Below are 24,362 nucleotides of genomic sequence, written 5' to 3' on the forward strand. Positions count from 1 at the left end.
ATCGACAACTGCGACGAGTTCATCTACTACGAGGACGTCTGGCGGGAGCGCGAGAAGGCGCCGGCAGTGGCCGGCGGCACCGAGAAGAGCGCCGAGGCCTTCGCCCTCATGATCAGCGCCATTCAGGCCCTGATCCGCGAGAACAAAGACGTCCTGTGGGGCTCGATGGTCAAGCAGACCATGCAGCGCAAGCGGCCCTCCTTCAACGAGGGCTACTACAACTACAGCTCCTTCTCGGAGCTGCTCGAAGACGCCGAGCGTCAGAACCTGATCAAGCTGAAGAAGGACCGCCGGTCCGGGACCTACATCGTCACCGGTTTCGCCAATCGCAAGTAGGGACGGTCGGCTCGACGAGCCTAGCCCGCCCTTTTCACGAGTTTTCCGCTGCGAGTCCGTATGTCCTGGAATCTGCTGCGTCTTCCAGCGCCTGCTCTCCTCGCAGTACGTCGAGTACGGCGGCGTCGTGGCAGCGACGGATGCCTTGCATCTTCAAGAACCTACGGCCTCTCGCGAGGAAACCTCCTGAGAAGGCCGGGCTAGGGTGCCATGGCGGGTAGTTGAGGGTGAACCACAATCTCGTCCTCGTGCTCGCGAGCCTTGGCGAGGTCGTAGGCCGTTTGGAGGCGCATCCAGTGGGCCGCGTTCGACCAGCCAACCTTCTCGAGGCGGATTGCCATCTCGGGTGAAATCCCAGACTTTCCATTGATGACTCGAGACAGGGTATGCCGAGTCACTCCCAGCATCTGTGCTCCTTCGGTGACCGTCAGCTGCAGTGGATCGAGACAGGCGTCCTTTACTGAGTGCCCGGGGTGGGGTGGTTGCTTCATGGTCATTTCGGGGCTTTCTAGTGGTAGGCGATCAGGTTTACTTCCCTAGCATCGCCGTCGGCGAAGCGAAAGGTGATTCGCCAGTTGCCGGATACGGAGATGCTCCAAGCTCCTTTGAGATCTCCCTTCAAGCGATGGAGCCGATATCCGGGTAGGTCGAGGTCCGTTGGGGCCAAGGCGTTGTCGAGGTGAAAGAGGACATCTGCGATCCGTTTTCGCTGGTCCGCCCGGACTTTGCTGCCATCTCCTGATTCGTAGAGCTTCTTGAGGCCTCGGTGCTTGAAGCTTACGATTCATCGACTGTAACATGACACGTTGCGGGTTGCGGTCGTGCGCAAATCGCTCCCAGGGGAGCACTTCGCCCTGCCCGTTACTGCGGGTCGATCGGCTGGTTGTTGCGAAAGTCGTTTTCCTGGTGCTGCTCGGGCCGCCGCTTGAACCAGCGGCGCAGAAGGGGCCAGGTCCAAGCGAGGATGAAGATACCGATCGCTATCAGGTTCTCGAGATCGGGGAGGTCGTTCATGGATCGGCGGTGAGTCTACCGCGGATCTTGCGCACCGCTCCGGCCGGCGTCGAGCCGAGGAGGGCGGGTAGCAGGAAGAGGTCGCCGATCACCGCCAGCAGGATGGCGAAGGCCGAGATGCCGCCGAAGCGGGCTGTCGGCGCAAAGTCCGAGAGCCCGCAGACGGCGAAGCCGACGGCCAGCACCAGGCCCGTCAGGAGATAGGACGGGGCGGTGAGCTCGAGGGTGCGGGCGACCGCTTCGGCGGTGCCGTGGCGAGGCGCGAGGTGGCGGAAGTGCCCCAGGGTATGCAGCGTGTCGTCCACCGCCAGACCGAGAACCACCGACGCCACCATCACCGTCGCGACGTCGACCGGAACGCCGTACCAGCCCATCAGACCGAGTGCGCCGATCACCGGCCAGAGGTTGGGCAGCAGCGCCAGGATGGTGAGGCGCGTGGTGCCGAGGAGAAGGCGGAAGACCAGGCCGACGGCGATGAAGGTCAGGGCGAAGGAAAGGGCCAGCGTGCGGAGAAGCGCGCGCTGACTCTCGAGCAGCAGTGGGTACTGGCCGGTGACTTCGATACGGGCTTGCGGAAAGCTGCTCTGGGCGGCTTCTTCGATCGTCGTCAGCAAAGGCTCGAGGCGGTCGAAGCCGGCCATCGGGGCGAACACCAGGAGTCTCGCCGTGGTGCTCTGCCACCACGGGGCGAGGGCCTGGCGACCGCGCGGATCTGCGGCGAGGAGGGTGTAGGCGCCTTGGCGGCCGAGGGAGGTGCCGAGGGCGCTGTTGGCGACGAAGTCGTCCACCAGGTCGCCGGCGCCGACCACTCCGAGGACAGGATCGAAGCCGCGGAGGCGGTCACTCAAGGTCGACAGGCGGGCGAGCGGGGGAGCGGAGCTGGCCGACTCGGCATTCGGCAGGTGAACCGCCACCTCGAGGCTGGCGATGCCGATGCCGGCCGCTTCGAGCTCTTCGATGGCGGTGCGGGCCGGGTGCTGTGGCGCAAGGTAGGTGAGGGCGTTGCTCTCGGTGCGCAAGCGAGGCAGACCGGCGAGGGCCACCAGGGCGAGGGCGGTGGCGAGGGCCAACACCTTGCCGCGATGGGCGAGCAGCCGCGGCGTCATAGCGCGTGCCCAGGCCGAGGTCCGCGACTCGAAGGCTCGCTGTCCCGGGGGGGCCGCCCCCTTCTTCGAGCCGCCGATGGCGAGCAGGTTCGGTAGTAGCTGAAAGGCCGCCAGGGTGAGGACGGCAATGCCGAGGCCGGACCACAGTCCGAGGGAGCGCACCGGGGCCACCGGGCTGACCGCCAGCGAGGCGAAGCCGACGAAGGTGGTGAGCCCGGTCCAGAAGACCGCCCAGCCCTTGTCGCGGTAGGTCGCGGCCACCGCCGCGGGGTGTTCCAGCTCTCGGCGGTGAGCGCGATAGCGCATCAGCACGTGGATGGCGGTGGCCAGCGAGATGACGAAGAGCAGCGGCGGCAGCACTGCCAGCACCAGGTTGAGGCGCACGCCTGTGAAGCCCATCAAGCCGAGGAGGGTGAGCTCGCAAACGGCGACGAAGGTCAGCGGCACGATCAGGCCGGCGAGATCGCGGAAGACGGCGAACAGCAGCAGGCAGGCGGCGATCAGGAGCAACGGAAAGGACTGTGTCTGGATTTCCTGTGACGAGCGATCGAGGGCGCGGTCGAGAATCGGCGAGCCGGCGAGATGGGCGTCCACCCCCGCCGGTCGATCGCGTTCCAGCAAGGTCGCGAGGGGCGACAGCTCGGCGTCTTCCGAGAGGGTGACCCAAACGGTGGCGGTGCGCCCGGTTCGATCGATCCAGCCGAGGTTGCGGTCGAGGGTACTGGCGCGGGCGCGTCGGCGGAGCTCGTCGGGCTCCGGCGGCCAAGCCGAAAGCAGCGGGCGATAGTGGCTGGCGAGGCCGGCGGCACCTTCGACTCCGGGCAGTGTCTGCGCGGCTTCTTCGAGCTCCAATAACCAGGCCATACCCTCCGGCGTCCACAGCCGATCGCCGGAAACCACCAGGCGCAGGCCGCGATCACTACCGAAGGCGGCGCGCAGCTCCTGGTAGGCGGCCAGTCGGGGCGAGCCGGCGAGAAAGAACTGCTCCGGCGAGTTGTCGGTCTGCAGTCGCAGGGTGCCGGCGAGACCGCCGAGAAGAAGTCCGACCGTCACCCAGCGAGCCCATCTGGAGGCGGCGGGTGCCGCCGGCAGGTCGGTCAGGGCGCTCGGTCGAGGGTCTCGAAGGTGACCTCGACCTCCTTCTCGACCCGCAGGACGAAGGTGCTGGGATCTTCCAGGCCCCAGGCGACGAAGGGGATGCGAAAGGAACCGCGAACGTTGCCTTCACCGGGGCCTTCGTCGACGTGCTCGAAGATGATCTCGAAGGAATGCTCGTCACCGTGGAAGGTCAGTCGCCCCTGCAGAGTGCCGCTGCCGGGATAGTTGCCGGCGAAGGACTCGGCGACGAAGGTGGCGGTGGGGAAGCGCTCGCTCTCGAGGATGTCGCGGTGCATCTTGCGGTCGCGCTTGGCGTTGCCGGTGTCGCCGCTGGCGATGTCGAGGACGATCTCGCCGGAGGCTTCCCCGCTGGCCGGGTCGAAGGTGATCTCGCCGCGCAGCAGGCGGAAGGTGCCTTCGACCTGGTGGAGGGTCGCCCCGAGGGTGAAGGCGACCTTGGTCTGCTCCGGGTCGAGGCGGCGAACGATGGGTTCGGCTTCGATCACCGGTCCGCCGACGGCGGTGGCGATCAGCGCGACAGCGAGGAGGATGGGAAGTCTGCTCTTCATGGGGCTCACCTCGAGACTGCTCCGGGATTCTAGCCCGAGCCGTTAAGATCTGGGCGCCGCCGAAGGTGGTCCCGACCAACCCCAGTGAAGAGGGCGATCGATCTATGACTCCGAAGACGCCAACCGTTGATCCCGCCGCCCCCGAGGGTGGAGATCCCGCTGCCGCTGGCGATACCGCTGCTGCCGGCGGCGACGCCGCCGTCGAAGCCAGCCGGGCGGGTGCCAGCGCAGTGCGTGATCTCCTCGCGCAGACGCCGCTGACCAATGTGTACCTCCAGGCCCTGGCGGTGGTCCTGTTCGCGTTCATCGCCTCGTGGATCGTCGACCGCGTCATCTCGCGCGGTCTGGCGCGCTGGGCGCGCCACACCAAGACCGATCTCGACGACAAGTTAATCTCGCTGCTGCACCGGCCCGTGCGCCTCAGCGTGCTGCTGATCGGCCTCGCCATCGCCACCCAGCTGATGGGTCTGGCGCCGACCATCGAGCGCGTCACCCTGGGGGTCATCCAGACCTTGGCGGTCTTCCTCTGGGCTTCCTTCGCGATGCGCTTCGTGTCGCTGCTGCTGACCTCCTTCCAGTCCCGCAAAGACCGCTTCAAGGCCCTCGACAGCCGCACCTTTCCGCTGTTCGACAACCTCGCGAAGATCCTCATCGTCGGCGCGGCGATCTACTTCGTCTTCCTGGCCTGGAACATCGATGTCACCGCCTGGCTGGCGTCGGCGGGCATCATCGGCATCGCCGTCGGCTTCGCCGCCAAGGACACCCTGGCCAACCTCTTCGCCGGCCTGTTCATCGCCGCCGATGCTCCCTACAAGGTGGGCGATTACGTCAACCTCGATTCCGGCGAGCGCGGTCGCGTCACCCAGGTGGGCATTCGCACCACCCGCATGCTGACCCGCGACGACATCGAGATCACGATTCCGAACTCGGTGATCGCCAACGCCAAGATCATCAACGAGAGCGGTGGCCGGTGGGAGAAGGAGCGCCTGCGGGTGAAGGTGGGGGTGGCCTACGGCAGCGACGTCGATCAGGTGCGCCAAGCGCTGATGGCGGTGGCCGGCGACTACGACATCGTGTGCGCCGATCCCGAGCCGCGGGTGCGCTTCCGGGCGCTGGGCAACTCCAGCCTCGACTTCGAGCTCCTGGTCTGGGTCAACGATCCGGAGCTGCGCGGTCGCGCCCTCGACATGCTCTATGAAGGGGTCTACAAGCGCTTCATGGCGGAAGGCATCGAGATTCCTTTCCCGCAGCGCGACGTCCACCTCTACACCCATTCGGTGCCGAACGAATCGTGATTCGCTGCGTTCCGCGATGGGCAGGCGGTGGGATCCTCTGCCTGCTGCTCATCGTGGGCTGGACCACCGCCGGAGCGCCCCTTTCGGCACTCGAGGTGGGTTGGCAGCGGATCGAGATTCCGGCGACCGGTTCCTATGCTCTGGTCTATCTGCCGCGCGGTCTCGAGGCAGCGTCGTCACTGCCGCTGGTGGTGTTTCTGCACGGCTCCGGTGGTGAGCCCGAGCCCTATCAGCGGCTGGTGGAGAACGCTGCCGACGATGCCGGTTGTGTCCTGGTGCTGCCGCGCTCGCGCATCGGCACCGGTTGGGGCGCCTTCGACGATCCGCAGACGATTGCCGAGAGCGTCGCCACGGTGTCCGCGGAGCTACCCGTCGACCCGGCCCGCATCGCCATTGCCGGACACTCCGCCGGTGGGGCCTACGCCTTCCACCAGGCATATGCGGTGACCAACCAGTACAGCGGGGTGTTCGCCTTGTCGTCGCCGACGGCGCCGGTGAACGCCCTCGCCGACCGCACCTACGTCGCCCCCAACCGCATGTACTACGGCACCACCGATCCGAATTACACGGACGGGGCCTACGCCAACAATCGAGCCCTCTGGCAGCGCCTGGAGGTGCGGTCCGAGGAAGACATCCAGCCCGGCTTCGGCCACAACGTCTGGCCCTCCTTCGTGATGCGCAACGGCTTCCGCTTCCTGGTCGAGCAGCGCTATCCGGCGGCGGTCGGTCTCTGCCGTCCCGATGCCACGACCCTCTGTCTGCGCGACGGTCGCTTCGCTCTCAGCGTCTCCTGGCGGGACGATCGCGACCGTACCGGCGAGGGCGGTGTGGTGACGACGACGGCGGACTCGGGGCTATTCTGGTTCTTCGGGGCCGACAACTGGGAGCTGTTGGTCAAGGTGCTCGATGGCTGCGCCGACAACCAGCGTTTCTGGGTCTTCACCGCCGCCACCACCAATGTCGAGTACGAGCTGACGGTGCGGGACCTCGAAGCCGGGGTCACCAAGATCTATCGCAACCCGCTCGGCGTTTCGGCACGAACGGTGGCCGATACGGCCGCCTTCGCCACCTGTCCTTGAGATGGGCTCATGTCGGGGTGGTTTTACAGTTCGTTGACAACTCTCTTCGCGAAGCGTTCGTATCCAGTCGTGGCGTATACCCACCGCGATCTGCACAAGGAGGCGATTCCATGCATTCTTTCCACCGCTTGGCCTGCACCGCGCTGGTTCTGGCGCTGCTCGCCGTTCCGTCCCTCGCCCAGTCTTTCCGAGAGGGTCCGCCGGAGATCCAGTCGATGAGTGCCCTCGCCTTCGGGCCGGACGGCGTGCTGTTCGTCGGCGACGCCAAGGCCGGCGCCGTGGTCGCCCTCGATCTCGACGACGACGAGGCCGCCACGCCCGCTGAGCGCTTCGCCCTGGGCGACATCGAAACCAAGATCGCGGCGCTCCTCGGCACCCGCACCAGCGAGGTGCTGATCCACGACCTGGCGGTGCATCCGGTGTCGCGGGCGATCTATCTGGCGGTGTCGCGGGAGCGGGCCAAGTGGGCGTCGCGCTGGCAGCTTCCCAACGATCTCGGCGATGCCAACGTTTTGCTGCGGGTCGACGCCGAGGGCGAGATCGATGCCGTCGATCTTTCCGAGGCGCGCTGGGCGAGCAGCCCATTGCCGGATCCGGTGGATGTGGAAAAGACCCACCGCTGGAAAACCGGCACGCCGCTGCGCGTCGACACGGTGACCGACATGGCCTTCGCCAAGGGCACGCTGTGGGTGGCGGGACTGTCGAACGAAGAGTTCGCGTCGACCGTCTGGAAGGTGCCCTATCCCTTCGCCGAGGGCATCACCAAGACCACCGTCGAGATCTACCACGGTGCCCATGGTGAGTGGGAAACGCACGCTCCCATCCGAGCCTTCGTGCCCTACGACTTCGAGGGCAAAGAGCACCTGCTGGCGGCCTATCTGTGCACCCCGCTGGTGACCTTCGAGAGCAGCGATCTGGCCAAGGGGGGCCACGTCAAGGGTCGCACCGTCGCCGAGTTCGGCTCTGGCAACTATCCCCTCGACATGGTCGTTTACCAGAAGGACGGCAAGGACCGCCTGCTGATCGCCAACAGCTCGCTGCCCTTCATGGTGGTCGATCCCGCCGACATCGCGAGCTTCGAGGGCTCGATCACGACCGAGGTCGAGGGCTACACCGCCGGCGTTCCCTACGAGATTCGCTCGCCCACCGGCATTCTCCAGATGGACCTGCTCGACGAGCAGCGCTTGGTCGCGCTGCAGCGCAGCCCGAGCGGCACTCTGGAGCTGGTCTCGATGCGGCTGGCGCGCTTCTAAGGGATTGGCGCCATTACAGCGTCAGGCCATCGAGGTGGATGGCCGCTCCGGGTTGTCGGGCTGCTGGTCGGGTTGGGAGTGGGTGCCTCCCTTCTGGGGTCCGCGCTGGTCGCCCAGGAAGTGGAATTCTCGGCTCCGCCCGGTGAGCCGGATCTGGTCTCGGTGACGGTTCGCGGCCTGCCGGCGGAGTCTTTGGAAACTCTGTCGGCAGCCGATCTCGAGCGTGCCGATTGGTCGACCATCCTTTCGGTGGTGGCTCTCGCCGACGCCGACGCCGTTGCCGGCGATCTGCCGCCGCTCCTCGGCACCTGGCGGGTCACGGCGACGGGGCTCGAATTCCGCCCCCGGTTTCCTCCGGCGCCGGGCATGACTCTGTGGGCGCGCTTCGACGGCGCTGCCTTCGATCGCGCGAGCGGAGCCACCGGTACGGCGAGTGGCGAGGCGCGGCACCTCCTGCCAGACCTCGCTCGCGGTGCCTCGACGGAGGTCCTGGCGGTCTATCCCTCGGCCGCAGCGCTTCCCGCCAACCTGCTGCGCTTCTATGTCCACTTCTCGGCGCCGATGAGCGCCCGCCGGGTGCTGCCCCATGTGCGCCTGATCGATGTCGAAGGTGGGGCCCCGATTCCCGATGCCTTCGTCTTCGTCGAAGGAGGTTTGTGGGATCCGCAGCGCACCCGGCTGACCCTGCTGGTGCATCCGGGGCGGGTCAAGCGCGGCGTCGGTCCCAATGTCGCCCTCGGGCCGGTGCTCGAGGCGGGCCGCCGCTATCGTTTGGAGATCGACGGCGAGGCGCGCGATGCCGCCGGTCTGCCGCTGCGCTCTGAGTGGGCGCATGAGTTCCGTGCCGGACCACCGGATCATCAATCCCCGGATCCTGCCGCCTGGCGCCTCCGCCCGCCGGCGAGCCACGCCTCGCCGCTCACCATCGAGCTGGCCGAGCCGGCCGACCGTGCGCTCCTCGAGCGCGTGCTGACGGTGGTCGATGGGCAGGGAACGGCGCTGGCCGGGAACGCCCGCGCCGCCGCCGGTGAGCGCTCCTGGTCCTTCCAGCCCTCAACGCCTTGGCAGCCGGGTACGTACACGTTGGTGGTCTCCGCCGCCCTCGAAGATCCGTCCGGCAACCGGGTCGGCCGGCGCTTCGAGGAACCGCTCGAAGGCGCCAGCCGTGAAGCCGAGATTCGGCTGGTCTTCGAGGTACCCTGAGCGCTCTTCCTCGCACGAGGTTGCGCTTTCGGCGCCGGGCCCGCGTTAAAATACGAGAAGATCGATGCTTCGGCCATTGGGGGATGGTCGAGCTCGGTTGGATTCGCCTCTTGGCGTGCCGCGGGAGGCCTTGTTTTTCTGCCTTGGAGTCTGGGTTTGTCCAGCTTTGCCGTGCTTTCGGGGGTGGTGGGTTTGCTGCTGGCCCTGGCGGTGGTCGAGTTCCGACGCCACCAGCGATCGATCGCCGCGATTCCCCATCGCATTCACGTCAACGGAACACGTGGTAAATCGAGCGTCACGCGCTTGATCGGAGCCGGGCTGCGCGCCGGGGGCATCCGCACCGTCACCAAGGTCACCGGGACCTTCCCGAGGCTGATCCTCGAGGACGGCAGCGATGTGCCGGTGCATCGCAAGGCCGCCGCCAGCATTCTCGAGCAGCTCGGCATCATGCGCTTCGCCGTCGACCGCGGTGCCGAGGCGCTGGTGATCGAGTGCATGGCTCTGCAACCGGACTATCAGCGCCTCACCGAAGAGCAGATGGTGCACGCCACCGTGTCGGTGCTCACCAACGTGCGCCTCGATCACACCGACGTCATGGGGCGAACCCTGCCCGAGATCGCCGCCTCGATGGGCAACACTATTCCGGCGAACGGCACGGTGTTCACTTCGGAGGCCGACAATCCTCGATTGATCGCCGAGCTGGCCGCCGCCAAAGGCACCGTCTGTGAGCTGGTCACGGCCGAGCAAGTCGCGGCGGAGGCACTCGATGGCTTCGGCTATATCGAGCATCGCGACAACGTCGCCCTGGCCCTCGCCGTATGTCGCCACCTCGGGGTCGACGACGAGACCGCTCTCGCGGGCATGTGGCGGGCGGTTCCCGATGCCGGTGTGCTGACGCGTTCGCGGGTCGAGCAGGGAGGCAAGGTGGCGACGCTGTTCAATGCCTTCGCCGCCAACGATCCCGATTCGAGCGCTCGCATCTGGAGCATGCTGCGCGATGGCGGGCATCTGCGCGGCCAGCGCTTCGTGCTGCTCAATAGCCGGCCGGATCGCAAGGACCGCTCCGAGCAGCTCGCCCACCTGGTGGCCGACGAGCTCGGCGAAGAGTGCGATCGCGCCCTGGTGATGGGGGAGCCGACGGATGCCGTGGTGCGTCTGCTGCGCGGCTATGGCTTCGCCGGCGAGCGCACCGTCGATCTCGGCAAGGCGATGCCGGAGCGGGTGCTCGAGGCGATCTTCGCGGTCACTGAATCGGAAAGCAGCATCGTCGCCATCGGCAATATGGGAGGACAGGGGGCGGCCACCGTGGCCCTGTTCGAGGAAAGGAGCCGAACACCGCATGGTTGAAGTCGCCATCACCTTGGGTTTGGTGCTGAGCCTGTTGGCCTACGAAGGATTCGGCTTGGCCGCTGGAGGGCTGGTCGTGCCGGGCTACATCGCTCTGCAGCTCGGTTCTCCGGAGCGCCTCGCCGGCGTCTTCGTGGTCGCCATGCTCACTTGGGCGGTGATCAAGCTGATCGCCCGCTACACCTTCGTCTTCGGTCGTCGTCAGCTGGTGCTCTGTGTGCTGGTGGGCTGCCTGCTGTCGATCGCGTCCCGCAACTTCCTGTCCTTCGAGATCGGCTTGGCCACCGTCGAGCTGGCGGCCGTCGGTTGGGTGATTCCGGGCTTGATCGCCAACTGGTTTCTGAAGCAGGGCATCGCGCGCACCCTGGGGGCGATCACCGTGACCTCGATCCTGGTTCGTTTGACGCTGATCGTCGTTTTCGGCGGCGCCCTCCTGCCGAGCTGAGATGGACTTTCACTGGCTGAATCTGCGCTCGAACCGCATCCTGCTGCCGCTCACGGCGGTGGCGGTGCTGGGCATGATCTATGTCGAAAGCGGCAAGCGGGAGGTGCGTAGCCCTTGGTACGACGAGATGCTGCGCGCCGCCGAGATTTCGGCCGAAGCGGCGCGCCACCTCAAGGACTATCGCCTCGAGCGCGGTGTTTTCGTCGACCGCATCAACGACCCGGCCGAAACCGCGCTGATCGGTCAGGAGTACACCCAGATCACCACCGACCGCGGCTACCTCGACGCCAAGCTGGCGAGCACCGACCCCAATTTCGCCGCCGCCATCGTCGAAATGCTGCGTCAGCTCGAGGTGGAGGACGGAGCTTGCGCCGCGGTGGCGATGACCGGGTCTTTCCCAGCCCTCAACCTCTCGGTGCTGGCAGCCCTCGATGCGCTCGGCATGAAGGTGGCGTCGATCTCGTCCGTGGGAGCGTCGAACTATGGCGCCACCGATCCGTTCTTCACCTGGCTCGACATGGAAGCGGAGCTGGTCTCGGCGGGCGTCTTGTCGACGCCTTCTCTGGCGGCCTCCCTCGGCGGCGGCAACGACACCGGCCGTGGCCTTTCCCCCCGGGGCCGGGAGCTGCTGCAGGCGGCGGCGACGCGCCATGCGGTGCCGCTGATTGCCGCCGAGCAGCTCGAATCCAACGTGCAGCGGCGCGTCGGCCTGTATCGCCAAGGCTGTACCCCGCAGGAGATCGGGGTCTTCGTCAACGTCGGTGGAGGCGTGGCGAGCTTGGGCCACTCCCTCAACGCCGATCTGATTCCGAGTGGCCCGTCCGCCACCGTGCCGATGCGCAATTTCCCATTCCGCGGTGTCCTCCTGCGGCTCAACGAAGAGGGCGTGCCGGTGATTCACCTGCTCAACGTGCGGGCCCTGCGCGATCGCTACGGGCTGGTCGCGGCGCAGGGAGATCCGATCCCGCCGGGCGTTGGTGAGGTCTTCGGGCGCACTCGCTACAGCGTGGTGCGGGCGGTGGTGGTGGGCACTGGCCTCGCCGCCTTGCTGATCGCTCTCTTCGCGTTCGACCGGCGGGTTCATCGCTTGGGCAATCAGGAGCCCGATCGCGAATCGCCCGAGGGATCACGGGAAGGTGAGGTCCAGGCAGCGGTGGTTTCTCTCGAGGAGGAGGCTTCGTGAAGAGCCTGATGTGGGCGCTGCTGGTGCTTCTCGGATGTGGCTTTGTGGTCGCCGTCGAAGCCCAGTCGCCGGTACCGATTTTCGTTTCCGGTCAAGATCGCGATTACGTTCTGCTGTCGCCGAGCAAGTCGACCTTGATCACGGTCAAGGGGCCCGGCGAGCTGCGCTTGCTGAGCCGGCCGAGATTTCGCCCCACCAGCAGCGAGGCGCAGGGCTATTCGCTCCTCGTGCGAGTCGACGGTGGGGCCGAGCAGGAGGTGCGCTACGACAAGGTCGAACGTTCCCGCACGGCCATGTTTCGCGATGGAACCCTCGGCGTGCCGGGACGCTTGCAGGACTACTTCCTACGCCTTGGACGCGGCTATCACAACATCGAGGTCAGGCCGGCGACGGGCAGTCCCCAGGTCTTTTTCCGCCACCTCTTCAAGCCGAGCAAGGAGCGCCGTCGGAGCTGGGTGCCGGTGACCCCGCGAGGCGCCCCGGAGCTGGTCGAGCTGGTGGTGCGCGAGACCATCGTGCCCTATCACCGTAACGCGGCCGGCAAGCCGTTTTCTCTCGAGGTGATCGGACCCACCGAGCTGCGGATCTTCACCCGCCTCGAGAACACTCCGGAGATGCGCGGCCGCATCCACTATCGCCTGCAGGTGCGGCGTAACGGTCAGGTGGTCAACACCTTCCAGGTCAGTAGCCGGCGCTCCGAAGTGACCACCTATCGCGCCAACGACGAGCTGGTGCCGGGGCGGGCGGCGGAGATCGCGGTACCGGTTCCGGAGGGGCGCCACCGATTCGAGATCGATCCCCTCGATCCCAACAAGCGAAGTCTTCTGGCGCGCTTCATGCTGCCGCGCGAAGACCTCTCCCTGACCGCGGAGTAACCGGCCATGAAGAGCTACTTCTGTTGGCTGCTGGTGCCGTTGGTGGCTTTGATGGGAGCGACGGGCCTCCAGGCGGCAACCGACCTCGAGCCGGACGAAACCTTCCTGCGCTCCACCTTTCGATCCGACGGCGAGCCGCGGGCCTACCTTCGGGTCGGACGCCAGCAGCCGGCGAGCTTCTCCTTCTGTGGTGCGGGCAAGCTGCAGATTCTCAGCCGGGCGGTTCTCGAGTCGGGTGCCGCGGCGGCGCGCTACTCCCTGGCGATCGAGATCGACGGTCAGCGGCAGTCGGTGCGCTTCGATCATCGCGTCACCCGGGTCGACTCCGGCAGCTTCGACGGCAGCGCCGAGGCGGGCGCCTTGCGCCGCGCACCCTTCGACCTCGGACGCGGCTGCCACACGGTGGAAGTCGCGGTCACTTACTCCACCGAGCCAGTGGTCGGAATTCGCGCCAGCTTCTCCGAGAAACGGCCGACTCGTCGCTCCTGGCAGCCGGCGATCATCCGCGGCGGGCGCGAGGTCGAGCTGGCGGTCGGCGACGAGCGGGCCATCTATCGAAGGCTGACGGCCGATCAACCGTTGGTGCTGAATCTCGCTGGGCCAGCCTGGGTCCGCCTGTTGGTGCGGCCGCTGGGTTCCGGTGAGGTGGTGAGCCATGATCTGACGGTCCGGCGCGACGGTGAGTCTTACCGGCGCTATCGCCTGCGCAGCGAGCCGTCTCGCAGCAGCAGCCTGGTGGGCGATGCCTACGTCACCGTGGGCAGAGCGAACGAGGTGGTGCTCGCCGTCGGGGAGGGGCGTCAGGAGCTCGAGATTCTCGCGCCGGTGGCCCAGGGGGCCCTGGTTCGAGCGCAAATCGCCGAGCGCACGACCTCAGTGACGGAAGTGGCGACCGAGGTCGCATCGGAATGGCGGGTCCGGGCGCGGCTGGCGAGCTACTACGACGACAACATCCTGCGCTACTCAGACAAGTTCATCGCGCGCTTCGACGCCGGCCGTGATCCCGATCGCTTCCGGGTCGACAGCCTCGATGACGTCATCCATCGCGCCGACGTCTACCTGGACCGTTCCTTCTCGGGTCTCGCCGGCCGGCCGGCCGGCGTGGGCTTCGATCTCGAGCACCGTGCCTACCAGCGCAACGGCATCAAGGATTGGAGCCGTCTGGGCATTTCCTGGGATCAGGAGCTTCCCGGGCAGCGAGAGCTCACCTTGGCGCTGACCTACACGCCGGACTTCTACGTCCGCCATCTGCGGGATTCGGACCTCACCGGCGCCGGCCAGCAGGTCGATCCCTTCCAGGCCTTCGAGTTCGAAAAGTCCGAAGCTCGCGCAGCCTTGACGCAGCCCATCGGCGCCAGCTTCCGGGGCCGTTTCCATCTCGGCTATTCTCGCTTCGAGCACTCCGCCGCCTTCCAAGAGTTCGACAGCGACAACCTCTTCGCTGGCGCTCGTATCGACCACGATTTCGATCGCCGCTGGCGATTCTCCTACGCCGTCGAGCTCACCGAGTCGAGCGCTCAGGGGTTCGACGAGCCGGGCGAAACCCGGCGGACTTCCGACGACACCGATCCCTCCTACCGTCAGCTCGATCTGATGCTGGCGGCGCGCTACCGATTCGCCACCGCCCGTCGCCAAACGCTCTTCCTGCAGGGTGAGCTCGGGCAGCGTGACTACACCACCGACAAGGGCTCGCGACTCGCTCCCCTCCATGCCGGCCGCGACGACGAGCTGCTGCGCTTCTTTGCTTCTTGGCAGCTCGAGCTCAACCAGCGCTACGACCTGATCGTCTTCGGCCAGCTTCGCGACCGCAGCTCCGAAGCCCCGGTGCGCCTCGACATCGGGGTCGAGAAGGACTACTCGCAGTTCGAGGCCGGAGTCCGCCTGAGCGCTCGCTTCGGCGGTTGAGGTCGACTCGCTCGCTGCCGCCCTCAGAGGCGACGACGGGCCGAGATCGTCCAGTCGACGAGGGTTTCGCCGGTCCGCTGATTGGTCTCCTCAGAGGTCCACTCGAAGCCGGTCGGCGTGATGTCATGGAAGGTCAGCCGGCTGAAAATGGCGTCGCCGTCGCCGTTGGGGTAGGTGCTGGTCAGCACCATCTGGTCGTCGCTCTTCACTCCTTCCCAGACAAAGCCGAAGATGTTGCCGGGCTTTGCCTGGTAGCTCACTCGCCACTTGCCTTGATTGGTGTCGAAGAAGCGGATGCTGGTGGTGGCGGCGGTATCGCTCCAGGTGCGATCCTGAATCGCATGGCCGTTGAGAATGTAGGAAGCCTGCCAGAGGATCATCTCCTCGAACCAGCTACCGTCCGGTAGGCGTCGTCGGACCTGCGCATCGAACTCCCCGATCAGAAACTCGAACTGGGCCAGCTCCTCCGGCGCTCGAGGGTTGGGGCGGCCGAAGGGGTGCTCGGCAGTGGGCTCGAAATCCCGAAACAGGGGCTCATTGAGCTTGGCCTCGGAATCAACGATCTCGAGCGGAGGGGTGCTACAGGAGATAGCCCCTGACAGCAGAAAGGCGAAGACGACAATGACGAATCGGCGTTGGCTCATGTGCCTCCTCGAGGAGTTGCAAAACAGTGTGCGAAGGTGAGAGTTCGTACCGGGGTACGGAAGGTTTATTCGCTGTCGTGGTGGCCTGAAACCTGCTTCACCGCCTCTTGCGCGGCATGGTAGCGATCGAGGTGATTCTCGACGTGGTCCTCGACTTCACGGAAACCGATGAGGAAACTCTTCTGGTCTTCACCTCCGACCACGAGACCGGCGGCCTGGCCCTGAGCGCGGGGGATCGAACCAACTCCACCCTGCGGGCCCTGTGGCCGACCGACGACCACACCGGAGTGCCGGTTCCGCTGCTGGCGACCGGGCCGGGTTCGGAACGCTTCGTGGGCAGCTTCGCGACTCGCCAGGTGGGGGCGTTCTTGCTCGACATTCTGAGTGGCGGCAGGGCCCAGGTCGCTCAACTGAGGGGACCGCAGTAGGTCAGCTCGGGGAGCCGTCCGAGATGGCGATTCTTCGCCGGTTGACAGCGGATCTCAGGGCAGGACGAACGAGCACCTCGGCCCGGAGGCCTCGGCGAGGGCTCGATCGAGGGTCGCCAGGGCGAGATCGAGACCCTCGGCGAGGGCGACGTACCAGGCGTCGTAGCTGGTCAGGTTGTGACGCAGCTCCCAGATGCGATCCGCAAACGGTTCGAAGGGAAAGAGGTTGAGATCCAGGCGCAGCAGATGGCGGCGAGCGCGGTCGGCATCGGCTGATGTCACGCGGCCGCTCGACTCGAGCCGCCGCAGGACGTTGGCTGCTTCGACGGGCGCCAGATGGGGCGTGATCAGCTCTTCGCCAAGGACGATCTCCTCAGCCCAGCGGCCGCTCTCTCCGGAATCGACCAACGCTGCCACTAGCACCGACGCGTCGACGATCACCATCAGCGTCGATCGGCGTCGCGGTGGCCCAGGATTTCGTCGGTCGACAGAGTGACGGCGCTGTAGGTCTTGTCGGCCCGCGCCTGGGCGACCCAATCGGCCGCCGATGGGCGAGCCGCAATGCGTTCGAGCTCACCGACCAAAAACTCCTGCATCGACTTGCGCTCGCGGGCGGCGCGCACGGCCAGGGCATCGCGCACCGCTTCGGGGACATGGCGGATAGTGACTTGAACTGGCATGGATTCATTATGAGCTCTATGCTGGCAAAATGCAATCATTCCGTCTCCCTCAACGAATAGTGGTCTCGAGCTTCTGTTCTCGAGAACGCGAGATGTCCCTCCACATCGCTCGGGAAGGCGAAAATGCCGATCTTTGGGATCGCCTCTCCGACTCTGCCGGGAGAAGCTCATCGGCCCGTTTCACGCGCATCGCCAGAATCCGCCGGCGGGGTCCGTCTTCTTCGATAGCAGTCAACGACGGAAGCCTCTCTTCCGCCGAGTTCTCATGGGAGGGGTCAGATGAGTGTGACGGTCAAGCTTTGGATCGCTGGTCTTGCGGCTTTGGTCGAGCCGGGAGACGGTGAGCTCGTGGCAATGGTTCCGGAGACTTCTCAAGTGTCCGAGTTCAAAGTTCCCGAACACGAGGCCAGCCTGGTTTTCTTGCAGGAAGACCTCGTTCCGCAGGATGACGGAACAAGATCCTGCGAAGCGGTGGGCGCGACATCGGACGGCCCAGCGACGAGTGATTCTCGAGACGACAATGTCGTTTGCTCGATGCCGATCGCGGGCTGGAAAGTCCGCTTGAGTGCTGCAGCCGTCAAGGACCCAGATCGCAACGGGATCCCATTCTTTGTGGATGGGGGCCATGAGATTTCTGCGGCCGCGCAAGCCGGTTTGTCACCGGCCGTCGATTCGATGCTGACTCTGAGCGGGTTCAGCTCGCTGAGCGCATGCGGGCCTTTGGGGGAGAGCAAAAGGTTCGGCAACAGCCTGGTGCAAGTTTGGGATCTGAAGAGCTTTGGCGATCAAACGGGCACGACGCCTGGGGTTCTGGCTGGTGTTGCCGAGGTGACCGCCGAAACCACAGGAGATCCTGCGGTCACCTTCAAAGCTCTGAGAGGGGACGATTCCCGCGATCCCTTGATCTTTGAGCCGAAGGGGGAGCTCGAGCTGATGCTGTTGGCGGAGCCGAGTGACGATCACAAGGACCAGGGACCTCAGCTCTTGGACACCCATTTCTACGCCTTTCATGCTCTGTGGGAGAGTTCGGGCACGGACCCCCGGCAATTCTGGCCAATTCCTCACCACGTGCGATTCATTCCTCGAGACGAAAGCCCTCTGGAAGCCTGCGTTGGACCGTTCTTCTACGACTGCACCGCGATCGTCGAGTCTTTCGAGGCTTCGGTCCGGAGAGGCTTTCTGAACCAGGGATGGACTGCCGCTGTTCTGAGGAGACTTCAGAACAGATTCTTGCGCCCGCAAAACGTTCGGGGGACCTGGAGCAGCAGGGCGAGCTCGGCAGCTCAGACCTGCCTAGCCGGTCCGCCGATCTGCCCCAAGAAGTTGTTCCAGGCAAGCAGAATGAGCGACTAGTGCCGCAAGATCTCGATCAAGGGTGCTGCTTCGCCTTTGATGGGCCGTACCTTCCGCTCCCTTTCCAAGCACACCGCCAGCCGCCCCGGCAGCTCGATTTCTCTTCCGATGACCGCTTCGAGGCCGTCGCGGAATTTGGCTGGGTGGGCGGTGGCGAGGACGATGCCGCTGGCCGGGCTTTCGTCGGCTTCCGCGCGCCGCTCGAGCTCTTGTCGCAGGGCGAGGTAGCCGACGGCGGTGTGGGGGTCGAGGAGGTAGCCGGTGCGGCGGTCGACGTCGGCCACCGCCCGGCGGGTTTGGTCGTCGTCGAAGCGGGCGCCGCGGAGGTCGCGCCTTAGGGCGGCGAGGTCGCCGTCGTAGAGCGCCTGGATGCGATCGAAGTTGCTCGGGTTGCCGACGTCCATGGCGTTCGACAGGGTGCGAACCGAAGGTCGCGGGCTGAAGACGCCATTCTCGAGGTACTCGGGCACGACGTCGTTGCGGTTGGTGGCGGCGACGAAGCCGGCGGTCTCGAGGCCGAGGCGTTGCGCCACCAGGCCGGCGGTGAGGTTGCCGAAGTTGCCGCTCGGGACCGAGAACAGGGGCGGCGGAGCGTCTGCCGGCAGCTGGGATGCCGCCAGGAAGTAGTAGAAGGCTTGGGGCAGCAGACGCCCAAAGCTGATCGAGTTGGCGGAGGTCAGGAGGAGCTCCTGACGAAGCTCCTGATCGGCGAAGACTTCCTTGACCATTCGCTGGCAGTCGTCGAAGGTGCCGTCGACGGCGAGCGCCTCGATGTTATCGCCCAGGGTGGTGAACTGGCGCTCCTGCAGCGGGCTGACCTTGCCTTCCGGAAAAAGGATGACGACGCGCGTCCGGGGCACCCCCAGGAAGGCTTGCGCGACGGCGCTGCCGGTGTCGCCGGAGGTCGCGACCAGCACGGTCAGCGGTCTCTCTTCGTCGCGCAGCAGGTAGGCCAGAAGGCGGGCGAGGAAGCGGGCTCCGACGTCCTTGAAGGCGAGGGTCGGGCCGTGGAAAAGCTCGAGGACGGAGAGGGTCGAATCGCCCACCGTCTCGAGGCGGCGCAAAGGGATGGGGAAGTCGAGGGCGTCGGCGATCAACGATCGCCGGTCGGCGGCCGGCAGGTCGCTCAGAAAGGGCGCGGCGATCCGGTCGGCGATGCCGAGGGGAGACTGCTCGCGCAGAGAAGCGAGAAAGACGTTGTCATAGGTCGGCCAACTCTCCGGCAGGTAAAGGCCGCCGTCCGGCGCCAGTCCTTTGACCAGGACCTGGGCGAGTCCAGCCGGCGGTGCCTCTCCACGGGTGCTGACGAATCTCACGGTCGCCCCCTCTCCTCGACCCGTGCTGGGCTCATCGGACGACGCGGGCGCCCGGCGCTTCGACCAGCGTCACCCAGGTATCGGCCGAGAGACCGGCCGCCGATTGCAGGGCCTGGCTCATCGCCCGCGCTACCTCCTGGGCGCGCTCTGTGCTCTCGACGAGGGCGAAAATCGAGGGTCCACTGCCGGAGAGGCCGGCGCCGAGGGCGCCGGCGGCGAGGGCTGCGTCTTTGGCCTGGTCGAAGCCCGGAACGGCGTCGGTGCGCAGCGGCTCGGCGACGACGTCCACCAGGGCGCTCGCCAGCAGTCGAAGATCGTTCTGGCACAGGCCGGCGACCAGAGCCGCGGTGTTGCCCCATTGCGTCACCGCCCGGGTCAGCGGCACGCTGTCGCCAATAGCCTGGCGAGCGGAGCGGGTTTCGACCTCGACATCTGGCCGAACCAAGGCGCAGGCGAGGCCCGGCGGTACCGGCAAGCGATCGACCCGCAGCCCGCGGACCATGACGAAGCCGCCGTAGAGGCTGGGGGCGGCATTGTCGGCATGGGCGGTGCCGCAGGCCATGCGCTCGCCTTCGACGGCGCAGGCGAGAAGAATCTCCCGCGCACTGCCGAGGTCGAGGAGTGCGTTGACGGCGACCACCGCCGCCACCGCCGAGGCGGCGCTCGATCCGAGACCGCTGGCCAGCGGCATCTGCTTGTGGATGGCGAGCTCGACGCCGACCGCTTCGGCACCGTGGCGGGCGAGCAGTCGAGCCGCGGCGACGCCGGCGGTGTTGCTCTCGGCCTGGCGCGGCAGGCGGTCATCATCGCCGGTGATTTCGCGAATCACGATCCCGGGCTGGTCGCTTCGCCGGGCTTCGACGAGGTCTCCCGGACCGCGGACGGCGAAGCCGAAGAGGTCGAAGCCGCAGCAGACGTTCGACACACTCGCCGGGGCGAAAGCCCGAACCGTTTTCATGGCGTCGGTCCTCGGCGGGTCAGGCTCGTCGTGCCTCGGCGTGGAGCCCACGCTCGACCGCCAGCTCGGCGAGCAGGAGGGCGCCGCCGGCGGCACCGCGCAGGGTGTTGTGGGACAGGGTGACGAACTTGTAGTCGAGCAGTGGGCAGGGGCGCAGTCGCCCGACGCTGGCCGCCATGCCGCCATCGAGATCGCGGTGCAGGCGCGGCTGGGGAACGTCCAGGCCATCGAGCCAGTGCACCGGTCGCGCCGGTGCCGTCGGCAAGCTCAGCTCCTGCGGTGCCGCCCGGAAATCGCTCCAAGCTCGCCGCAGATCGTCCTCCGAGGCCTGCCGCTCGAGAGCCACCGAGACGCAGGCGGTGTGTCCATCGATCACCGGCACGCGGTTGCAGTGGGCGCTGACCCGCACCTCGGCCGGAATGATGGCGCTGCCGTCGAGGCGGCCGAGGATCTTGCGCGTCTCGGCCTCGACCTTTTCCTCTTCGTTGGGAATGAAGGGGATGATGTTGTCGAGCGTTTGCACCCCCGGTACTCCGGGTAGGCCGGCGCCGGAGACCGCCTGCAAGGTGGTGACGTGCAGCCGGTCGATGCCGAAGGCGTCGGCCAACGGTTTGAGCGCCAGCACCAGGCCGATGGTGGAGCAGTTGGGGTTGGTCAGCAGGGCGCCGCCGCGGTTGCGGAAGGCGTCTTGGTGACGGGCGAGATCGATGTGGTCCGGGTTGACCTCGGGCACCACCAGCGGAACGTCAGGGTCCATGCGATGGGCGCCGGCGTTCGACACCACCAGGTGGCCGGCAGCGGCGAGGGCCGGTTCGAGGGGGCCGGCCACCGACGAGCCGAGGGCCGAGAAGACCAGCGGACAGCCGGCCACGGAGGCGGGTTCGGTGGGTTGCAGCACGAGCTCGCGATAGGCCTCCGGAAGGGCCGTCGTCTGCAGCCAGCGCACCGCTTCTGCATAGGGCTTGCCGCTCGAACGCTGTGAGGCGGTGAGGACTCGGACCTCGAACCAAGGATGATCGGCGAGGAGGGCGAGGAAGCGTTGGCCGACGCTGCCGGTGGCTCCCAGCACGGCGACCGGGATCTTGGCGCTCATGAGGTCCCCGGGGGGCTTTCCGCCACCGCTCGCAGCACGTCGGCGAAGACGCCGGCGGCGGTCACCTCGGGTCCGGCGCCGGGGCCGCGGATGGTGAGCGGCGGACTCTGGTAGCGCTCGGTGGTCAGGACCACCAGATTCTCGGTGCTGCGAGCGCTGGCCAGCGGATGGTCGTTGGGCACCGGGTCGAGGGCGACGCGGGCGCGGCCCTCGACCAGGCTGGCGCGGTAGCGCAGCCGGAAGCCCTCGGTGTCGGCGTCGCGGCGTTGCGCTTCGAAGGCTTCATCAAGGCTCGGCAGGTGCTGCCAGAAATCCTCGAGATCGAGGTCGGGTCGAGCATCCTCGGCGGTGATCAGAGGCTCGACCCGTACGTCCTCGGGCTCGAGCTCGAGGCCTGCGACCCGGGCCAGAATCAGCAGCTTGCGGGCGACGTCTTGACCGCCGAGGTCGTCCCGAGGGTCCGGCTCCGTGAGCCCGAGATCGTGGGCCGACCGCACCGCCTCGCTGAATGCCATGCCGCTCTCGAGACGATCGAGGAGGAAGCTCAGGGTTCCCGAGAACAGGCCCTCGACCGAAATCAGACGATCGCCGGTGGCGACGAGGTCGGCGAGGCTGCGCACCACCGGTAGCCCGGCGCCGACGGTGGTCTCGAAGTAGAGGCGCCCCCCGGATCGCCCAGCGCCGAGGTTCGGAATCAGAGGGCGAAAGGTCGCGAGCGGTCCCGCCAGGCGTCGCTTGTTGGCGGTCACCACGGCGACATCTTCTTCGAGCAGGCGATCGTAGAAGCCGGCGACGTCGTCGCTGGCGGTGCAGTCGACGAAGATGCGCCGCGAGCGGGCGTCTCCGAGGGCGAAGTCCACCAGGCCGGCGACGCCGCAAGGCTCTCCGCCGGTGGCGAGTCGCTCGGCGGCATCCGCCGGATCGAGTCCCTGCGGGCTGGCGACCATCGTCTGGCTGTTGGCGACGGCGGCGAGGCGCAGATCGAGGCCTGCGGCGGCCAGGCGCTCGCGCTCGCTGGCGAGCTGCTGGAGAAAGGCGGCGCCGACCCTTCCGGTGCCGGCGAGGAAGATCTCGACCGCCTGCCGGGGTCCGGCGAAGAAAGCTTCGTGAACAGTCTGGACGGCGCGCTCTTCGTCCTCGCCGTCGACCACCAGCGAGATGTTGCGCTCCGACGAGCCCTGGGCGATGGCTCGTACGTTGATGCGGTGAGCGCCGAGGCTGGCGAAGAGCCGTCCGGCGATGCCGGTCTGCTCGCTCATGCCGGAACCGACGACGGCGACGATCGAGAGGTCTTCTTCGACCACCAGCTCCTCGATCAGGCCGGCCTCGCGCTCGAGACTGAACTCGTCGTCGATGGCGCGGCGGGCCGAGGCGACGGCGGCGGGCTCGACGGCGAAGCAGATCGAGTGCTCACTCGAGGCCTGGCTGATCAGGATGACGCTGATACCTTCCCGGGCGAGGGCTCCGAAGAGCCGCATGGCGATCCCCGGGACGCCGACCATGCCGTCGCCCTCGAGCCGCATCAAGGCCACTCGGTGGACCGATGAGACGCCGCGCACGGGCCCGCCCTCGGTGCCGGCACCGGCCTCGACCCGGGTGCCCGGGAAGGCGGGATTGAGAGTGTTCTTGATCCACAGCGGGACGCCGGCACTGCGCGCCGGGTGGACCGTCGGTGGGTAGACCACTTTGGCGCCGAAGTGAGACAGCTCCATGAGCTCTTCGTAGCCCATCTGAGAGATCGGCGAGGCGGCCTCGACCCAGCGTGGATCGGCGCTCAGGACGCCGTCGACGTCGGTCCACAGCTCCACGGCCTTGGCCTTCAGGGCGGCGCCGATGAGGGCCGCCGTGTAGTCGGAGCCACCGCGCCCGAGGGTGGTGGTTTCGCCCGCCGGCGTGGCGCCGAGAAAGCCGGTGACGACCTGCAGGGAGGTCGCTCCGGAGAAGAACTCGCGCAGTCGGTCGTAGGTGGCGTCGAGATCGACCCGGGCATTGCCGAAGCGGTCGTCGGTCACCACCAGGCGCCGTGCGTCGCAGCGCTCCGCCTCGATGCCAACCCGGCGCAGCGCCGCCGCGACGATCCCCGTCGACAAGCGTTCGCCGTAGCTCAAGATGCTGTCGCAGGTGCGCGGGCTCGCTTCTCGCACCAGCCAGACGCCGCGCAGCAGGTCGTCGAGATCCTCGAAGGCGCGGCCGATGGCGTCGCCGAGGGCGCTGCGCTCGTCCTCTCCGGCGAGGCTTTCCGCCGCCGCCCGATGACGCTCGGCGAGGCGCTCGACGATCTCGCGGTAGGACTCGTCGCGTTGTTCGGCGGCGCGAGCCGCCGCCGCCAAGTCGTCGGTGACGCCGCCGAAGGCGGAGAGCACGCAGGCCACGGGGCCGGACTCGAGGGCAGTGGCGAGAATGCCCGCGACGGTGACGATACGTTCCGGGGTGGCCAGCGACGAGCCACCGAACTTCAGGACTTTCACCTCGACCTCCGGTCCACCCGCATCGGCGGGAAGGAGTCGCGCCGGGACCCTTCCTCGGCGCCGTTGGGAAGGCGGGATCCTACTACAGGCGGGCGTTTTCGACCTTGGCGAGCGCCACGATGGTGGTGATCGAGACGTTGGCTCGATCACCCTTCCGGGCACATAATGAGCCATGGCTCCGCTGCCTTTTCTCGGCGAGCCGGCGAGCCCCGTGGCGGCGACCCTCTTGGGTGGTCTCCTGCTGCTCGCCGGTCGCAAGGTTTTCTGGCTCGCCGTCGGCGTGACCGGCTTCGCCTTCGGCCTCGCCCTCGCCATCCAATACCTTCGCCTCGAGTCGTTCTGGCTGCACGTCACCCTGGCCGTTCTCGCCGGTGTCTTGGGCGTCCTGCTGGCCTTCTTCGTGCAGCGGCTGGCGGTGGCCGTGGCCGGTTTTCTGCTTGGCGGTCAAGGCGGGCTGTTGCTCTGGCAGGCCCTCGAGGTGGCGCCCGATCTGGCCCCCTGGATGGTCTTCGTGGCCGCCGGATTGGTGGTGTCGATCCTCGCCGGAAGCCTGTTCGAGATGGCCCTCGTCCTGCTCTCGGCGGTGGTCGGTGCCAATCTGGTGGTCGACGCCTGGGGAGGGCAGCCCCCCTGGTCGCTGCTGATCATCGTTCTGCTGGCGCTCTTCGGAGCCTTCGTGCAGCTCACCTTCCTCGAGCGCGAGAAACGCTAGCC

25 protein-coding genes are annotated in these 24,362 nt (G+C 67.0%); 13 read left to right on the forward strand and 12 right to left on the reverse strand.

Going from position 1 to position 24,362, the window contains the following annotated elements:
* On the forward strand, positions 1-336 hold a 336-nt coding region (locus AAF604_11355; protein ID MEM7050249.1), incomplete at its 5' end, for an OST-HTH/LOTUS domain-containing protein.
* A 200-nt stretch (positions 337-536) separates the two neighbouring features.
* On the opposite strand, the gene AAF604_11360 is transcribed toward AAF604_11355, so the two are convergent.
* The 5 genes from AAF604_11360 to AAF604_11380 all read right to left on the reverse strand — a co-directional run bounded on the left by AAF604_11360 (position 537) and on the right by AAF604_11380 (position 4,123).
* A complete protein-coding gene (locus tag AAF604_11360; GenBank protein MEM7050250.1) occupies positions 537-833 on the reverse strand; it encodes a HigA family addiction module antitoxin in 297 nt (98 codons plus the stop codon).
* 11 nt (positions 834-844) lie between these two features.
* Positions 845-1,120: a type II toxin-antitoxin system RelE/ParE family toxin gene (locus AAF604_11365; protein ID MEM7050251.1), complete on the reverse strand. Its 276-nt coding sequence runs from the start codon at positions 1,118-1,120 to the stop codon at positions 845-847.
* A gap of 77 nt (positions 1,121-1,197) precedes the next feature.
* Positions 1,198-1,350 carry a hypothetical protein gene (locus AAF604_11370; protein MEM7050252.1) on the reverse strand — a complete coding sequence of 51 codons (153 nt, stop codon included), beginning with the start codon at positions 1,348-1,350 and terminating at the stop codon, positions 1,198-1,200.
* Positions 1,347-3,509, reverse strand: coding sequence for an MMPL family transporter (locus AAF604_11375; protein ID MEM7050253.1), 2,163 nt, complete (start codon positions 3,507-3,509; stop codon positions 1,347-1,349). The genes AAF604_11370 and AAF604_11375 overlap by 4 nt, the downstream gene beginning before the upstream one ends.
* Before the next feature lie 44 nt (positions 3,510-3,553).
* Positions 3,554-4,123, reverse strand: a complete 570-nt coding sequence (locus AAF604_11380) for a YceI family protein (GenBank protein MEM7050254.1) — start codon at positions 4,121-4,123, stop codon at positions 3,554-3,556.
* A gap of 104 nt (positions 4,124-4,227) precedes the next feature.
* On the opposite strand from AAF604_11380, the gene AAF604_11385 reads away from it, so the two are divergent.
* From AAF604_11385 to AAF604_11425, 9 genes are all read left to right on the forward strand, one after another.
* On the forward strand, positions 4,228-5,418 hold the full coding sequence (locus AAF604_11385; protein ID MEM7050255.1) for a mechanosensitive ion channel family protein: 1,191 nt from the start codon (positions 4,228-4,230) through the stop codon (positions 5,416-5,418).
* Entirely contained in the window at positions 5,415-6,497 is a 1,083-nt protein-coding gene (locus AAF604_11390; protein MEM7050256.1) for an alpha/beta hydrolase, read from the forward strand. Before AAF604_11385 ends, AAF604_11390 begins: the two co-directional genes overlap by 4 nt.
* Before the next feature lie 110 nt (positions 6,498-6,607).
* On the forward strand, positions 6,608-7,750 hold the full coding sequence (locus AAF604_11395) for a hypothetical protein (protein ID MEM7050257.1): 1,143 nt from the start codon (positions 6,608-6,610) through the stop codon (positions 7,748-7,750).
* A 78-nt stretch (positions 7,751-7,828) separates the two neighbouring features.
* Positions 7,829-8,953, forward strand: coding sequence for a hypothetical protein (locus tag AAF604_11400; GenBank protein ID MEM7050258.1), 1,125 nt, complete (start codon positions 7,829-7,831; stop codon positions 8,951-8,953).
* A 156-nt stretch (positions 8,954-9,109) separates the two neighbouring features.
* Positions 9,110-10,300: a poly-gamma-glutamate synthase PgsB gene (gene pgsB, locus AAF604_11405; GenBank protein MEM7050259.1), complete on the forward strand. Its 1,191-nt coding sequence runs from the start codon at positions 9,110-9,112 to the stop codon at positions 10,298-10,300.
* Entirely contained in the window at positions 10,293-10,745 is a 453-nt protein-coding gene (gene pgsC / locus AAF604_11410; GenBank protein MEM7050260.1) for a poly-gamma-glutamate biosynthesis protein PgsC, read from the forward strand. Before pgsB ends, pgsC begins: the two co-directional genes overlap by 8 nt.
* A 1-nt stretch (position 10,746) precedes the next feature.
* The gene (gene pgsW, locus AAF604_11415; protein ID MEM7050261.1) at positions 10,747-11,928 is read left to right on the forward strand and encodes a poly-gamma-glutamate system protein; all 1,182 of its coding nucleotides are present in this window, start codon (positions 10,747-10,749) and stop codon (positions 11,926-11,928) included.
* On the forward strand, positions 11,925-12,803 hold the full coding sequence (locus AAF604_11420) for a hypothetical protein (protein MEM7050262.1): 879 nt from the start codon (positions 11,925-11,927) through the stop codon (positions 12,801-12,803). Before pgsW ends, AAF604_11420 begins: the two co-directional genes overlap by 4 nt.
* 6 nt (positions 12,804-12,809) lie before the next feature.
* Complete coding sequence (locus AAF604_11425) at positions 12,810-14,708, forward strand: hypothetical protein (GenBank protein ID MEM7050263.1); 1,899 nt, start codon at positions 12,810-12,812, stop codon at positions 14,706-14,708.
* Between the two features lie 23 nt (positions 14,709-14,731).
* Here the strand turns inward: AAF604_11425 and AAF604_11430 are convergent, their stop codons facing one another.
* Entirely contained in the window at positions 14,732-15,352 is a 621-nt protein-coding gene (locus AAF604_11430; protein ID MEM7050264.1) for a hypothetical protein, read from the reverse strand.
* Between the two features lie 131 nt (positions 15,353-15,483).
* Here AAF604_11430 and AAF604_11435 point away from each other — a divergent pair, with 131 nt between their 5' ends.
* Positions 15,484-15,780 (forward strand): hypothetical protein, encoded by a 297-nt coding sequence (locus tag AAF604_11435; protein ID MEM7050265.1) that lies wholly within the window; start codon positions 15,484-15,486, stop codon positions 15,778-15,780.
* 54 nt (positions 15,781-15,834) lie between these two features.
* Here AAF604_11435 and AAF604_11440 read toward each other — a convergent pair whose 3' ends face one another.
* Positions 15,835-16,224 carry a type II toxin-antitoxin system VapC family toxin gene (locus AAF604_11440; protein ID MEM7050266.1) on the reverse strand — a complete coding sequence of 130 codons (390 nt, stop codon included), beginning with the start codon at positions 16,222-16,224 and terminating at the stop codon, positions 15,835-15,837.
* Positions 16,224-16,460: a hypothetical protein gene (locus AAF604_11445; GenBank protein MEM7050267.1), complete on the reverse strand. Its 237-nt coding sequence runs from the start codon at positions 16,458-16,460 to the stop codon at positions 16,224-16,226. The genes AAF604_11440 and AAF604_11445 overlap by 1 nt, the downstream gene beginning before the upstream one ends.
* Before the next feature lie 279 nt (positions 16,461-16,739).
* Between AAF604_11445 and AAF604_11450 the strand changes: the two genes are divergently transcribed.
* The gene (locus tag AAF604_11450; protein MEM7050268.1) at positions 16,740-17,813 is read left to right on the forward strand and encodes a hypothetical protein; all 1,074 of its coding nucleotides are present in this window, start codon (positions 16,740-16,742) and stop codon (positions 17,811-17,813) included.
* On the opposite strand, the gene thrC is transcribed toward AAF604_11450, so the two are convergent.
* Genes thrC through thrA form a run of 4 tightly spaced genes read right to left on the reverse strand, consistent with a single transcriptional unit; the run spans position 17,810 to position 23,648 of the window.
* Positions 17,810-19,129 (reverse strand): threonine synthase, encoded by a 1,320-nt coding sequence (gene thrC / locus AAF604_11455; protein MEM7050269.1) that lies wholly within the window; start codon positions 19,127-19,129, stop codon positions 17,810-17,812. The genes AAF604_11450 and thrC overlap by 4 nt on opposite strands.
* Before the next feature lie 31 nt (positions 19,130-19,160).
* On the reverse strand, positions 19,161-20,087 hold the full coding sequence (locus AAF604_11460; GenBank protein MEM7050270.1) for a homoserine kinase: 927 nt from the start codon (positions 20,085-20,087) through the stop codon (positions 19,161-19,163).
* Between the two features lie 19 nt (positions 20,088-20,106).
* Entirely contained in the window at positions 20,107-21,180 is a 1,074-nt protein-coding gene (gene asd, locus AAF604_11465; GenBank protein MEM7050271.1) for an aspartate-semialdehyde dehydrogenase, read from the reverse strand.
* On the reverse strand, positions 21,177-23,648 hold the full coding sequence (thrA, locus tag AAF604_11470; GenBank protein MEM7050272.1) for a bifunctional aspartate kinase/homoserine dehydrogenase I: 2,472 nt from the start codon (positions 23,646-23,648) through the stop codon (positions 21,177-21,179). The genes asd and thrA overlap by 4 nt, the downstream gene beginning before the upstream one ends.
* Positions 23,649-23,820: 172 nt before the next feature.
* Between thrA and AAF604_11475 the strand changes: the two genes are divergently transcribed.
* Positions 23,821-24,360: a hypothetical protein gene (locus AAF604_11475; GenBank protein ID MEM7050273.1), complete on the forward strand. Its 540-nt coding sequence runs from the start codon at positions 23,821-23,823 to the stop codon at positions 24,358-24,360.
* Positions 24,361-24,362 lie beyond the last annotated feature (2 nt).

It is taken from the genome of Acidobacteriota bacterium, assembly GCA_039028635.1.
GTDB lineage: Bacteria > Acidobacteriota > Thermoanaerobaculia > Multivoradales > JBCCEF01 > JBCCEF01.

Coding starts and splice junctions, on each gene's coding strand:
- AAF604_11430 (MEM7050264.1), bottom strand. CDS start 15,352: ATGAGCCAACGCCGATTCGTCATTGTCGTCTTCGCCTTTCTGCTGTCA.
- AAF604_11370 (MEM7050252.1), bottom strand. CDS start 1,350: ATGAACGACCTCCCCGATCTCGAGAACCTGATAGCGATCGGTATCTTC.
- AAF604_11425 (MEM7050263.1), top strand. CDS start 12,810: ATGAAGAGCTACTTCTGTTGGCTGCTGGTGCCGTTGGTGGCTTTGATG.
- AAF604_11380 (MEM7050254.1), bottom strand. CDS start 4,123: ATGAAGAGCAGACTTCCCATCCTCCTCGCTGTCGCGCTGATCGCCACC.
- AAF604_11445 (MEM7050267.1), bottom strand. CDS start 16,460: ATGCCAGTTCAAGTCACTATCCGCCATGTCCCCGAAGCGGTGCGCGAT.
- AAF604_11450 (MEM7050268.1), top strand. CDS start 16,740: ATGAGTGTGACGGTCAAGCTTTGGATCGCTGGTCTTGCGGCTTTGGTC.
- AAF604_11460 (MEM7050270.1), bottom strand. CDS start 20,087: ATGAAAACGGTTCGGGCTTTCGCCCCGGCGAGTGTGTCGAACGTCTGC.
- AAF604_11385 (MEM7050255.1), top strand. CDS start 4,228: ATGACTCCGAAGACGCCAACCGTTGATCCCGCCGCCCCCGAGGGTGGA.
- AAF604_11440 (MEM7050266.1), bottom strand. CDS start 16,224: ATGGTGATCGTCGACGCGTCGGTGCTAGTGGCAGCGTTGGTCGATTCC.
- AAF604_11475 (MEM7050273.1), top strand. CDS start 23,821: ATGGCTCCGCTGCCTTTTCTCGGCGAGCCGGCGAGCCCCGTGGCGGCG.
- AAF604_11360 (MEM7050250.1), bottom strand. CDS start 833: ATGACCATGAAGCAACCACCCCACCCCGGGCACTCAGTAAAGGACGCC.
- pgsW (MEM7050261.1), top strand. CDS start 10,747: ATGGACTTTCACTGGCTGAATCTGCGCTCGAACCGCATCCTGCTGCCG.
- asd (MEM7050271.1), bottom strand. CDS start 21,180: ATGAGCGCCAAGATCCCGGTCGCCGTGCTGGGAGCCACCGGCAGCGTC.
- pgsC (MEM7050260.1), top strand. CDS start 10,293: ATGGTTGAAGTCGCCATCACCTTGGGTTTGGTGCTGAGCCTGTTGGCC.
- AAF604_11395 (MEM7050257.1), top strand. CDS start 6,608: ATGCATTCTTTCCACCGCTTGGCCTGCACCGCGCTGGTTCTGGCGCTG.